A 12,643-nucleotide genomic window follows, 5' to 3' on the forward strand; every position below is an offset into this window, starting at 1 on the left:
CGCCGCCTAAGGCGCGCGGCCCGGGCCGTCGTCATGCGCCAGCCCGCGCAGCTGGGGAACCGAGTCGATGACCGCGCTGGCCTGGTCGATTCGCACCCCGCATTTGCGCAGCCGGGCAAAGCTGCGGCTCAGGCTTTCGGGCTTCATGCCCAACCGGCCGGCGATCAGCGCCTTGTCATAGGGCAGCATCACCGTGGCGCTTTCGGCATCGGGCGGGCACAGGTCCAGCAGGAATTCCGCCACCCGCTGCGCGCCCGAGCGGGCCTTGAGCTGCTCGATCTGCTCGACCAGCCTCTGCAGATGCAGGAAGGTCGCCGACAGGACCGAGATCGCCGCCTCGGGATGGGCCTGCAGCAGGTTCAGGAAGGCCTGCGCCGGCACCGCCACCACCTCGCAATCCGTGGTCGCCTCGGCGGCGACCGGATAGGCGGCGCGGCGCAGGGCGATGGGCTCGCCGAAGCTCTGGCCGCGGGTCATGACGCCGACCACGGCCTCGGTCCCGTTCGGAGCGATGCGATAGAGTTTCACCCAGCCCTCGGCCATGATGTGGATGGCCTGGGCAATGTCGCCGTGATGGAACAGCGCCTGCCCGCGCGTCAGCCGCCGGACCCGGGAGGCATCCAGGAGCCGCTCGGCCATGCCCGGCGGCAGGCCGGCGAACAGCCGCGATTCGCCGGCGATCCGGCGGTGCAGCGGGGTCAGGATCCGGCGCGTCATGGCGGGCCTTTCGGACAGGGGCCGGGGTCGGCCCGCGTTTCGGATGGGCGCGGACCCGGCCGGGCCGCGCCTTGACGGGGGCTGTCCGCCGGGATCACGGCATGGCGCTCAGTCCTCGGGGTCGGCGATCCGGGCCAGCCCCTCGGCATCGGTGACCATCAGCTTCTGCCGGCCGCCCTCGACCAGGCCGCGGCTTTCCCAGGCCGAGAGCAGCCGCGAGACGGTGTGCAGCGTGGTGCCGGTCATCTCGGCGATGTCCTGGCGCGAGATCGGAAAGTCGATGCGGGTGCCCGCTTCCTCGACGCAGCCGGCCTTTTCGGCCAGGCGCAGCACGGCATGGGCGACGCGGCGCTCGACCTCCTGCGTGGACATTTCGCGCAGGCGGGTATGGGCCTCGTCCAGGCGCTGGCCGATGGCCTGCATGGCGTTCATGGCCAGGCGCGGGTGGCCCTCGACCACCGCGTCCCAATCCGTCATCGGCCAGGAGATGACCAGCGAATCCATGGCGGCCTTGGCGGTGCCCGGATAGTCGTTGCGGGTCAGCGCCCGGGCAAAGCCGAACAGGTCGCCGGGATGGACCACGCGCACCATGACCTGCTGGCCGTCTGCCGTGACCTGGCTGACCTTCAGCCGCCCGTGCAGCAGCACGTAGAAGGCCACCGCCTCGGCGCCCTGTTCGAAGACGATCGCGCCTTGCGGAAAGCGCTGCGGCGTTGCCCGCGCCATCAGCCGCGTCAGGGCCGCCGGCTCCATATGGCGAAACAGCGGCAGGTTGCGCACATGGGAAATGTCGATCACCACGGGGTCGCCTCCAGCAAGGGGTCCTCCCCTGAGTGCCGCAAAAGCGGGTGAAAGCAAAGCATCCCCCGTGTCGCAGGCCCTCGTGTCGCAGGCCCCCGTGTCGCATCCCCCATGCCGCGTCAGCCCGTTTCGCGCACCAGGCGCAGGCCCAGGTTGGCAGGCGGCACGCCGACCGAGCAGCCGCCCGATTTCGGGTCGCGCACGAAATCGACGATGGCGGCGCGGTGCAGCCCCTCGGCGATATAAATGCCGCAGCTTTCGCTTTCACGCAGGATGGCGCCCTGATCGTCGATCTCGCCCTGGCGCAGGCAGGTCGAGGTCCATTCCCAGACCGCGCCGCCGATGTCGTGGATGCCCAGCGAATTGACGTTCAGCTGCCCGACCGGGCGGATCTCGCGGTCCAGTTCGCGGCTGCGCGCGGATTCGGCGGCATATTCGGCCAGCCACAGCACGGCGGGATTCGTCGGGTCGCTCTCGACCCCCAGCGCGTCGTCGCGGAACAGCTCGGCGGCGGCATGGGCCCATTCGACGTCGGTGGGCAGGCGCCAGGTGGCGCCGGTCCGGTCCGACAGCCAGGCGGCATAGGCCTGGGCGTCATACCAGTTCACGCCCACCACCGGCAGGTCCGGCCGGGCGCCCGGCTGCACCAGCGGCGCGCAGGCGCCGGCCTCGACGCAGGCGTTCCATTGCCGGTTGCTGACCTGGGTCGCCATCACCTCGACCGGCGCCGGCATCGCGACCGTGGCCATCGGCGCATCGACGGGCAGGCCCTTGCGCTGCCAATCGCCGTCCAGCCGGTGCTGGAACGGCGCCGGCTCCAGCCGCACCAGGGCCGGGATGTCGACCGAGGGCGCCCGGTCGGGCCCGGCCAGGTGCAGGATCCCGGCGACGGCGACGGTGGTGCTGGCGACAAGCAGCTCGGCGAAATGCATGGTGGTATCCCCTGGAAAAGGCGCCCGCCGCGCACGTCCCCCGCGCGGCGGGCCGGACCGGGCTTAGACGCCCGACCCGATCGGGCTGGGAGCGACCACCTGCTTCATCAGGTCGTCGTTCCAGTTCCCCTCGACCACCACATGCGCGGCGGCGCCCAGTTCGAAGGCTTCGATCAGGTTGTGGTTCACATAGGCGTAGACGCCCGGCTGCTCGAAGGTATAGACCATCAGGCCCGCCGTGCCGCCCGGGATGAACCAGGTCTCAAGCCCGCGCTCGGGCGGGTTGTTGAACTTGCCGGTGGCCCAAACATAGTTGCCGTGGCCGCCGATCAGGTGCGGCCGGGTGTCGCGGTTCGCCTGGGAGTGGACGAAGGCCACGGTCTCGCCGACCTTCGCCTTCATCGCATTGTCGCCGGTCAGCGCGCCGACGGCGCCGTTGAAGACCACATGCGTCGGCGTCAGGCTGCGCATGACGGCTACGACGTCCTCGTAGCTTTCGCCGGGGGTGTCGTAGCTCTTCCAGTTGCCGGCCTCGTCGCGCGGCACATAGAAGTCCTGCTCGCCGACGTAATAGACCTTGTCATAGGTCACCGCCTCGCCGTCGGGACCCTTCAGCCCCTCGCGCGGCAGCACCATGATCGCGCCGTTCATGCCCGAGACGACGTGGAAGGCCACCATGCCCGGAGGCGCGCAGTGATAGACGAAGACGCCCGGCTTCGTGGCCTTGAAGCGCAGCACGCATTTCTCGCCCGGGTTCACCTGGGTCAGGCCGCCACCGCCAAGCGCGCCGGTCGCGCTGTGGAAGTCGATGTTGTGCATCAGCTCGTTGGTTTCGGGGTTGATCAGCGTCAGTTCGACGTAATCGCCCTCGTGCACCACCATCAGCGGGCCCGGCACCGTGCCGTTGAAGGTCGAGGCCCAATAGGTCGCGCCGCTGTCGTCGAGCGTGATCTTCTTCTCGCCGATGGTCATCTCGAACTCGACCACCTTGGGGCCGCCGGTCGCGACCTGTTCGTGCTCGTGCACGAAGGGCGGATCGACCAGCTTCACCTTCTGGCGCGGCAGGCTGGCGATGTCGGTCGCGGCGGCGGGGGTCAGCACCTCCTTGGTCTCGGCCACCGCCTGGCGGACCTGGGTCATGGCTCCGGCGATGGCCGCGCCGGCCAGGATGGTGCGTCGGCTGATGGAGAGGGAGGTCATGACAGGTTCCTTTCGCTCGTGGCTTGGTGTCGGGACGGTTCTTTGGTCCGCCGAGGAAATAGTAACCGAGCCGTGAGCCCGCCGTCGTTGAGCCGCATCAAGCAGGATCGGGGAAAACCGCCCCTTGCTTGCGGCAGCGCAAAGAGCGGAACGATTTCCGCGCCGGCGCCGGGAAGAAAGGCCGATCCGGCCGCGGAGGCCCGCCCTGGTCGAATCAAGACGGCCGCAGCGCGGCTGCGGCCGGGATGCCGGCGGTGGTCTGCTGGGGACGGTCGAAAGGGGCCGGATCAGGGCGCCGGCGGCTCCATGCGGTCGGGGGACCAGGGCGGCTCCCAGGTCAGCGTGACCTCGACTGCCGCAATGCCGGGCACCGACAGCAGCGCCGCCTGCACGCCCATGCGCAGCATTTCGGTCAGCGGGCAGCCGCGCGTGGTGGTGGTCATGGTGACATGCACGGTGCCCGCCTCGTGCCGCAGGTCATAGATCATGCCCATGGCGATCAGGTCGCGCCCGGTTTCCGGGTCGAGCACGCCGCGCAAGGCCTGGCGCAACTCGGGCAACCGGTCAGTCATCCTGCGCCCCCGCCCGCACCAGAAGCCGGTAGGCCTGGCCGGAACTGGCGAAATTCCCCGCCCATTCATGGCCGCGATGCGCCAGTTCGGGGAACAGGAACATCGGCTCGCGGTCCAGAAGCGCGAACAGCACCTCGCCCGGGGCCAGCCGGGTGATTTCCTCCAGGATGCGCACCATCGGCTCGGGCGGCATCAGCCCGGTCAGGTCCAGCTCGCAGACCGCATCGGGCCAGAAGCCGGCGGTCGGGGTCGATCCGGGCGCCATGCCCGCCGCATCGGGAGCGTCGGCGACAGGGGTGAACAGCACCTCCCAGACGCCGTCCGCGCGCTGGCGGTCGCTGAAGCCGAAGCCGCGATTGGCCATGACGGTGAACAGCGGCATCGGCCGGAACGGGGCCAGCAGGCGCAGCGCCTGGCCGGGAGACAGCGCGTCGACGGCGGCCATGATGGCGCCGAACGGGTCGTCGCCGCTTTGCATGATCGGGCGGACGTCGAACTCAAGGGGCTGTGTCATGGTCTGGACTCCGCGCGTTATCGAGGCTGAAGCAGGGGAAGGATCAGGGGCGGCAGGGGCGCCGGGCGTTCCTCGGCCGCCAGATGCGACAGGTGGCGGACCGCGATCAGCTCGCGCACGATCCCCAGCGCGGCAAGGCTCAGCAGCGCGGCCGCAAGCCGAAAGCCGGCCGGGCTGGCAGCCAGCAGCGCCAGGCAGCCGGCCAGCGTGCCGGCGGACCACAGCGCCAGGCAGAGCGTCGCCGCCTTGGCGTCGATCAGCTTTTGCACCATCGGCACCGGCTGGCGCCCGATCCGCGGGGCAAAGACCTGGATCCAGGTCAGGAAGCCGACGATCTTGACCAGCTGCGCCAGGGTCAGCGTGGAGAGCCAGCCGACCAGCGCGGCAAAGACCGCCGCCTCGGCCCAGGGCCCGCCCAGGAGCCATCCCGGCACGGAGAGCGCCATGGCAAAGCCCAGGAAGGCCAGCGCCGCCCGGCTCCACAGCATGTTGACCTCGGGTGCGACGCGGCGTCGGCTGCGCCAGATCCGGGCGATCTCGGCGAGGTAGAGCAGGATCAGGACGGGGATCAGCCCAAGGGCGACGGTCGTGGCCCCTTCGGCCGGGCGGCCGGCCAGCACCATCAGGAACGCGGCCAGCAGCACCGCGACAAGCAGGGCGGCGGCGAGGAACACCGCGCCGCGCAGCCGCCCGCCCTGATCGGGGGCGATCAGGAACATGGCGAAGAGCTTGTAGCTGACCCCGAAGGCCGCCAGGCTCAGCCAGCCGCCGATGCCCAGGAGCATGTGCAGCGGCAGGGCTTGGGACAGGTCCACGGCGGGGTCGCGGCCCGAAAGCGTCAGGACCATCATGGCGCCGCTGAGCCACAGCCCGGCCAGGGCGAGCAGCGCCAGCAGCACCATCCTGACCTCGGCCAGGCGCAGGCTGTCGCGGCTGGACAGCGTGGCGCCGACCATCGCCGCGACCATCGCGAACCCCAGTCCGATCGCTGCCGGTGCGGCCAGAAACAGCGGCTGCAGCGCTTCGCGGCCCTCCAGCACCAGGAAACCCAGCGCCAGCGCCACGGTACCCGCCGACGAGACCAGCAGCGCCGGCAGCGCCAGCATGGGCAGGGCCAGCGGCCGCGCCGCCAGCACCGGCACGAACTGGACCAGCGCGCCCATCATGACTTGGCAAAGCCAGCCAAGCGCAAAGACATGCACCAGGGCCAGGCCGTTGCCGCCGGTCCATGCGCCCGGCCCCGCCACCCCCAGCAGGCCAAGCCCGCAGGCCGCCAGCAGGGCCAGCAGGGCCGAGCCGAACCAGGCCAATGTCCAGCGCGAGAGATGTTTCCCCGGCATCGCCGCCCCTCCGAATTGATCCGGTCACGATACAGGATCCGGGGCGGGCTTCCTTGCTTTTGGTCAAACAGGCCGCGGTTGTGATCGGCTGCCGTGGCTGCGCCGGATGCGGGCGCGCGGTCCGGTTCAGAGGTTCGCCGCCCGTCTGTCACCCGCCGAGCGTTCCGACCGGCACATCCTTGGCCGTGCGGTCGATGACGCAGTCGCGGCCGGGCGAGACCGCCCCTTCGGTGATGCCGAGCGCGGCGAGATCGGCGGGCACGCCCTGGCCGGTCGCGAGCGCGGCCGCGAGCCGGGCCGCGGCGGCGCAGGCCATGACCCCGTTGCCGCCCTGGCCGGCCAGCCAGGTGAAGCGCGCGTCCTGCGGATCGGCGCCGATCACCGGCTCGTGGTCGGGCGCAAAGGTGCGCAGCCCGCCCCATTTATGCGAGATGCGCGGCACCTTCATGGTGGTGAAGGTCTCGATCCGGTCGATGGCGAGCGCGACCTCCAGCTCGTCGGCCTAGGCGTCGCAGGGCACGGTTTGCGCCATGTCCACGGGCGAGACCATGACCCGGCCGGCCTCGGGCTTGAAATAGAAGGTCTCGGCCAGGTCGAAGGTCATCGGCCAGCGGTGCAGGTTGCTGCCGGCCGCCGCGTCGAAGGTGACGGCGGTGCGGCGGAAGGGCAGGACGTTGCGATGACCGAGGCCGGCCATGCCTGCCACCTGCTGGGCCCAGCCGCCGGCCGCGTTGACGATGGTGCCGCCCTGGAACGCGCCCGCGGTCGTGTCGACCTGCCAGCCGCCCGCGTCGCGGCGGATCGCGGTGACGCGGGCGCCGGTCGCGATCACGCCGCCCGCCGCGCGGATACCGCGCCGATAGCCCATCATCAGCTCGTTGGTGTCGATGTCCTTGCAGTCGGGCTCATGCATGGCGGCGGCGAATGTCTCGGGCCGCAGCACCTCGCACCAGCGCAGCGCATCGGCGGCCGGGACCAGCTCGACGCGCGCGCCGCGCGCCACCAGAGCGTCATATTGCGCCTGAAGCAGCCCGGTCTCATGCGCCTGGGCCAGGAACAGCGCGCCCCGGTCGGTCAGCAGCGGCGCGGTGGCAAAGCCCTCGGGCGGGTTTTCCAGGAAGCCGCGGCTGGCGCTGACCAGCCGGCTCCAGATCGGGGTGCCGTAGTTTTCGGTCATGACGGCGGCAGAGCGGCCGGTCGCGTGATAGCCAAGCGCGCTTTCCTGCTCCAGCACGATCACGCTGCCATGCGGCAACAGCTCATAGGCCACCGAGACGCCGGCGATGCCGCCGCCGATGACAATGAAATCCGCGATCCCGGGCATGCCCTTCTCCTGTATCCTGCGTTGTCTGGCTGTCTTCTACAGGGATGCCGCGGCGTTTTTAACACAGCGCGCGCCGTTTTCGGCTGATGCCGTCGCGCCTGCGCCCCAGGGCTGCCGATCATGGGGCACCGGATGCAAACGCAGGGTTTCAGTTGATATTTATCAGTCTCGCGCTAGGCTTTCGGGCACAGGGACAAATCCGGAAGGGACAGAGCATGAGCAAACGCGACGACCTGATCGCCAAATATGCCGCCGATCTGAAGGACAAGCTGGGCGTTTCGGCCGATGCCGATCTGCTGGCCAAGGTGGTGATCGGCTGCGGCCCCTCGATCTATGACGCCGATGCCGAGACCGTGGCGGCTTCGGACAAGTCGGAACTGGAGCGCATCAAGGCCAATTACCTGGTCAAGAAGCTGGGCCTGCCCGATGGGCCCGAGCTGATGGCGGCGATCCAGGACGTGGTGGCGCAATACGGCAGTTCCAACCGCAACAAATATCGTGCGGTGATCTATTACATGCTGTGCACGCATTTCGGCAAACAGGCCGCCTATGCCTGATCCGGGCGCCCGATCCTGAGGGCCGACTGCGACCCAGGGTCGCAGATCACGCGCATTTGACCGTGGCGCGGCCCTGCGGCGCAAAGCGCGCGCGCCGCGGGGCTGCGCGCGTTCAGTTCAGCATGCGCTTGATCGCCGCGACCTGCTCGGCGCTGGCGGCCAGCACGTCGCCGGCCAGCGCCTCGGCCTCGGCCAGCAGGGCCTCGGGCGCGACGAGCCGGTCGACCAGCCCCCAAGCCAGCGCCTCGTCGGCCGGGATCTTCTGCCCGGCCATCAGGATCATGCGGGCCCGCGACGGGCCGACCAGCGCGCGCAGCCGCACCGGATCGCTGGGCTGGGGCAGGAAACCCAAGCGCATGACGGGATAGAAGAATTTCGCATCCGGCACCGCCAGCCGCAGGTCGCAGGCCAGCACCATGCCCATGGCGCCGCCGGCCACGGTGCCGTTCAGCGCCGCGATGGTCAGGCAGGGCATCGCGGCGATGCGGGACGACAGCCGCTCCCATTCCGGCGACAGCGCGAGGCCGGCGCGCGCGGCCTCGAGGTCGGCGCCGGCCGAGAACACCTTGCCGGCGCCGGTCAGGATCACCGCGCGCAGGCCCGGCTCGGCGGCCAGCGCCTCGAAACCTTCGGTCAGCGCCTGCAGCATTTCGGCGGTCAGCGAATTGGCCTTGTCCGGCCGCGCGATGGTGATGCGGCCGATTCCGCCGGCGAATTCCCTTGCGATCATCAATCCCTCCTTGGAGCCGCCCGCCGGCTGTGGCAAAACCCCGCAGACGTTTCTTATGCATACTCGCCGGAAGGTAATGACATGAACCTGCGACTGACAAGCTCTGCGCTGGCACTGGCCGCGATGACCGCGCCGGCTTTCGCCGATGTGACCCCGGACCAGGTCTGGCAGTCCTGGATCGATTACTACCAGTCGATGGGCTATACCGTCACCCCCGGCAAGCAGGACACCGCCGGCGAGACGCTGACGCTTTCGGATGTCGTGATCACCGGCGGCCCCGAGGATGGCCGCGTCAGCATGACCGTGCCGCAGATCGCGCTGACCGGCGACGACGGCAAGGTCACGACGGTCTTCGCCGACACGATGACCGGGCTTGCCACCGGCAAGACCGAGGCCGGCGAGGCCTATGAGGTGCCCTTTGCCGTCGCCATGCCGGGCAACAAGATCGTGACCTCGGGCGCGGCCGAGGACATGACGCATGAATTCGACTATCCGCAGATCGACCTGACGCTGACCACGATGAAATCGGGCGACAAGGAAAAGCCGCTGCCGATCAAGCTGGGCCTGGCCGATTCCACCGGCACCTTCCATGTCGTCGCCGGCGCGCCGGCGAAATACGACTATGCGATGAAATCCGGCCAGATCACCTTCAGCGGCGACATCCCCGAGTCCGAGGGCGAGAAGGTCAAGTTCGACGGCACGCTGGACGGGGCCGAGATCTCGGGCGAGATGGCGCTGCCGCAGGGTGCGAAGCCGGAAGAGGACATGAACGCTGCGCTGAAGGCCGGGCTGGCCATGAGCGGCACCGTGAAGGCCGGCGCGCTGGCCGCCAGCTTCGACTTCGCCGGCACCGGCGACGAGGGCCAGCCGCAGACCGGCGCCGGCAAATACGACGGCCAGGGCTTCGACCTGAGCTTCGCGCTGTCGCAGGACGGCATGTCCTATCAGGCCGGTTCGGACGCGGGCCGTTTCGAGCTGACCACCAGCGACGTGCCCTTCCCGATCAACTATGCCATCGAAAGCGGCAGCTTCGACCTGCAGATGCCGGTGATGCAGTCCGATGAGGCGCAGCCGTTCAAGTTCGCCTATTCGCTGGCCGGGCTGACGCTGGGCGATGCGATCTGGAACCTGTTCGACGCCCAGGGCCAGCTGCCGCGCGACCCGGCCTCGCTGGATGTGGACGTGACCGGCACCGCCAAGGTGACCCAGGATCTGTTCGACCAGACCGCCGCGGATGACGCCGCAGCCGATGATGCGACCGCCCCGGCCGATGCGACCGACGATGCCACCGCCGAGGGCATGGCGGATGCCGCCCCCGCCGACGGTGCCGAGGCCACCGCCGAGGCTGACGCCGAAGCGGATGCCGCGGCCGACCAGCCCTTTGCCCCGGTCGACCTGGCGATCAACCAGTTCGCGCTGAACGCGCTGGGCGCCAAGGTCACCGCCGAGGGTGCGCTGAAGGCGCCGGAAAACGGCGACATGACCGCGCCCATCGGCCAGATCGACGCCCATGCCGAGGGGCTGAACGGGCTGATCGACAAGCTGGGCACCATGGGCCTGATCCCCGAGGACCAGATCATGGGCTATCGCATGATGCTGGCCATGTTCGCCAAGCCCGAGGCCGAGGGCGAGGACAAGCTGGTCAGCAAGGTCGAGTTCAAGGAAGGCGGCTCGATCTTCGTCAACGGCCAGCAGATGAAGTAAGCGGCGGCGCGGCGCTTGGGCCGCGTCTCGGGACGGAATTGCGGGGGCCGGACAAGTCGTCCCGGCCCCCGGCACATATGAAGGGTGAACGCATGTCCGAATTCTCGCAGCTTCAGGCGCTGACCGACCGGCTGCTCTCGGCCGCCCGGCAGGCCGGCGCCGACCAGGCCGATGCCGTGGCGCTGGAGGCGGCGGCGGTTTCGGTCGACGTGCGCGGCGGCCGGCTGGAACATGCCGAGCGCGCCGAAGGCGTCGAGATCGGGCTGCGCGTGCTGATCGGCGGACGGCAGGCCTGCGTCTCGGCCTCGGACCGTTCCGAGCGGACCATTGCCGAGATGGCGGCCCGCGCCGTCGCCATGGCGCGCGAGGCGCCGGTCGACGACACCCTGGGCCTGGCCGAGCCCGGCCAGCTGACCCGCGACACCGACAGCAGCCGGCTGGAACTCTTCGACTCCGGGCCCGAGCCCAGCCCCGAGGTGCTGCAGGATCTGGCGCTGCGCGCCGAGGCCGCCGCGCTGGCGGTCGAGGGCGTGTCGCAGATCGAATCCGCCAGCGCCAACCATTCGCGGCGGCGGATGTGGATTTCCGGCTCGAACGGCTTCTCCGCCGGCTACGGCCGCAGCGGCCATGGGCTTTCCGCCGTGGTCATCACCGGCGAGGGCCTGGGAATGGAGCGCGACTGGGCCGGGGAAAGCCGGGTCCATGCCGCCGACATGCCCGCGCCCGAAGAGATCGGCCGGCTCGCGGCCGAGCGCACGGTGGCGCGGCGCGGCGCGCGCAAACCGCCGACCGGCGCCTTCCCGATCCTTTACGATGAGCGCGTGGCGGGCGGGCTGATCGGCCATCTGGTCGGCGCCGCGAACGGGGCTGCCATCGCCCGCGGCGGCAGCTGGCTGCGCGACGCCCTGGGCGAGCAGGTGCTGCCCAAGGGCTTCGACCTCTTGGAGAACCCGCATCTGCCGCGCCACGGCAGCTCGCGCGTCTTCGATGCCGAGGGGCTGGCCACCGCGCCGCGCCTGCTGGTCAGGGACGGCGTGTTGCAGGGCTGGACGCTGGACCTGGCGACGGGGCGCAAGCTCGGGATGCCCTCGACCGCCAATGCCATGCGCGGCGCCGGCAGCCCGCCCTCGCCCGGGGTCACGAACCTGGAGCTGACGCCGGGCGACCAGACCCGCGACGCGCTGATCCGCGAGATGGGACGCGGGCTGCTGGTGACCTCGATGCTGGGCGCCTCGATCAACGGCACCACCGGGGATTATTCGCGCGGCGCCGGCGGCTTCTGGGTCGAGAATGGCGAGATCGCCTATCCGGTCAACGAATGCACCATCGCCGGCAACCTGCGCGACATGCTGTTGCGACTGACGGCGGCGAGTGACCTGCCGGACTGGCGCGGCATGCGGGTGCCCAGCCTGCTGGTCGAAGGCATGACCCTTGCCGGCGCGTGATCTGGCGCTGCTGGAGCAGGCCGCCGTCGAGGCCGGCGAAATCGCGCTGCGCTTCTGGCGGCAGGCGCCGCAGGTCTGGGACAAGCCCGGGGGCGCCGGCCCGGTGACCGAGGCCGACCTGGCGGTCAACGCCCATCTGGAGGCCGTGCTGCGCAAGGCGCGACCGGATTACGGCTGGCTCAGCGAGGAAAGCGCCGATACGCCCGAGCGGCTGGCGGCCGAGCATTGCTTCATCGTCGATCCGATCGACGGCACCCGCGCCTTCATCGACGGGCAGCAGGGCTTTTCGGTCTCGCTGGCCGTGGCGCGGGCCGGGCGTGTGGTGGCGGGCGTGGTGCATCTGCCGGCGATGGGCGTGACCTATGCCGCTGCCGAGGGTGGGCCGGCCCTGCGCGACGGCCGGCCGATCACGGCCTCGAGCCACGGTTTTCAGGACGCGCGGGTGCTGACCGGCAAGCCCGGCCTCGACCCGCGGCACTGGCGCGGCGTGGCGCCGCCGCTGCGCCGGGTGTTCCGGCCCTCGCTTGCCTGGCGCTTCTGCCTGGTGGCGGACGGGCAGTTCGATGCGACGCTGTCGGTGCGGCCGGCTTGGGAATGGGACGTGGCCGCCGGCAGCCTGATCGCGCAAGCCGCCGGCTGCCAGGTCAGCGACCTGGCCGGGGCGCCGATGCGCTTCAACACGCCCCAGGCCCTGACGCCGGGGCTGGTGGTGGCCGGGCCGGCGCTGCATGGCGCGATGCTGCGCGCCATGACGCCGTTTGCCGCGTCAGGCGAGCCAACTTGATGCCATGCCGCGTCGCGGCTAAG

12 protein-coding genes and 1 pseudogene are annotated in these 12,643 nt (G+C 70.3%); 4 read left to right on the plus strand and 9 right to left on the minus strand.

What is annotated here, in order from left to right; all coding sequences use genetic code 11:
• Positions 1–6: 6 nt before the first annotated feature.
• From ASV56_RS09315 to ASV56_RS09350, 8 genes and pseudogenes are all read right to left on the minus strand, one after another.
• The gene (locus tag ASV56_RS09315; RefSeq protein ID WP_062561719.1) at positions 7–717 is read right to left on the minus strand and encodes a Crp/Fnr family transcriptional regulator; all 711 of its coding nucleotides are present in this window, start codon (positions 715–717) and stop codon (positions 7–9) included.
• Positions 718–825: 108 nt separating this feature from the next.
• Positions 826–1,515: a Crp/Fnr family transcriptional regulator gene (locus ASV56_RS09320; protein ID WP_232419320.1), complete on the minus strand. Its 690-nt coding sequence runs from the start codon at positions 1,513–1,515 to the stop codon at positions 826–828.
• Positions 1,516–1,637: 122 nt separating this feature from the next.
• Positions 1,638–2,450, minus strand: a complete 813-nt coding sequence (locus ASV56_RS09325; RefSeq protein ID WP_062561720.1) for an SUMF1/EgtB/PvdO family nonheme iron enzyme — start codon at positions 2,448–2,450, stop codon at positions 1,638–1,640.
• Between the two features lie 63 nt (positions 2,451–2,513).
• Entirely contained in the window at positions 2,514–3,650 is a 1,137-nt protein-coding gene (nirK, locus tag ASV56_RS09330) for a copper-containing nitrite reductase (protein ID WP_062561721.1), read from the minus strand.
• A 287-nt stretch (positions 3,651–3,937) separates the two neighbouring features.
• Positions 3,938–4,222 carry a metal-sulfur cluster assembly factor gene (locus ASV56_RS09335; protein WP_062561722.1) on the minus strand — a complete coding sequence of 95 codons (285 nt, stop codon included), beginning with the start codon at positions 4,220–4,222 and terminating at the stop codon, positions 3,938–3,940.
• Positions 4,215–4,736 carry a DUF2249 domain-containing protein gene (locus tag ASV56_RS09340; protein WP_062561723.1) on the minus strand — a complete coding sequence of 174 codons (522 nt, stop codon included), beginning with the start codon at positions 4,734–4,736 and terminating at the stop codon, positions 4,215–4,217. The genes ASV56_RS09335 and ASV56_RS09340 overlap by 8 nt, the downstream gene beginning before the upstream one ends.
• Positions 4,737–4,753: 17 nt before the next feature.
• Positions 4,754–6,076, minus strand: a complete 1,323-nt coding sequence (locus ASV56_RS09345; protein ID WP_156429118.1) for a hypothetical protein — start codon at positions 6,074–6,076, stop codon at positions 4,754–4,756.
• A 148-nt stretch (positions 6,077–6,224) separates the two neighbouring features.
• Positions 6,225–7,400, minus strand: a pseudogene (locus ASV56_RS09350) (NAD(P)/FAD-dependent oxidoreductase).
• Positions 7,401–7,615: 215 nt separating this feature from the next.
• On the opposite strand from ASV56_RS09350, the gene ASV56_RS09355 reads away from it, so the two are divergent.
• The gene (locus ASV56_RS09355) at positions 7,616–7,957 is read left to right on the plus strand and encodes a DUF2853 family protein (RefSeq protein WP_062561725.1); all 342 of its coding nucleotides are present in this window, start codon (positions 7,616–7,618) and stop codon (positions 7,955–7,957) included.
• A gap of 112 nt (positions 7,958–8,069) precedes the next feature.
• On the opposite strand, the gene ASV56_RS09360 is transcribed toward ASV56_RS09355, so the two are convergent.
• Complete coding sequence (locus tag ASV56_RS09360) at positions 8,070–8,687, minus strand: enoyl-CoA hydratase/isomerase family protein (protein WP_062561726.1); 618 nt, start codon at positions 8,685–8,687, stop codon at positions 8,070–8,072.
• An 81-nt stretch (positions 8,688–8,768) separates the two neighbouring features.
• On the opposite strand from ASV56_RS09360, the gene ASV56_RS09365 reads away from it, so the two are divergent.
• From ASV56_RS09365 to ASV56_RS09375, 3 genes are all read left to right on the plus strand, one after another.
• Positions 8,769–10,391 (plus strand): DUF2125 domain-containing protein, encoded by a 1,623-nt coding sequence (locus tag ASV56_RS09365; protein WP_062561727.1) that lies wholly within the window; start codon positions 8,769–8,771, stop codon positions 10,389–10,391.
• Between the two features lie 92 nt (positions 10,392–10,483).
• Positions 10,484–11,836 carry a TldD/PmbA family protein gene (locus ASV56_RS09370; protein WP_062561728.1) on the plus strand — a complete coding sequence of 451 codons (1,353 nt, stop codon included), beginning with the start codon at positions 10,484–10,486 and terminating at the stop codon, positions 11,834–11,836.
• Entirely contained in the window at positions 11,823–12,620 is a 798-nt protein-coding gene (locus tag ASV56_RS09375) for a 3'(2'),5'-bisphosphate nucleotidase CysQ (protein ID WP_062561729.1), read from the plus strand. The genes ASV56_RS09370 and ASV56_RS09375 overlap by 14 nt, the downstream gene beginning before the upstream one ends.
• The last annotated feature ends 23 nt before the right edge of the window (positions 12,621–12,643 follow it).

The sequence above is a fragment of the Paracoccus aminovorans genome (assembly GCF_001546115.1).
Lineage (GTDB): Bacteria > Pseudomonadota > Alphaproteobacteria > Rhodobacterales > Rhodobacteraceae > Paracoccus > Paracoccus aminovorans_B.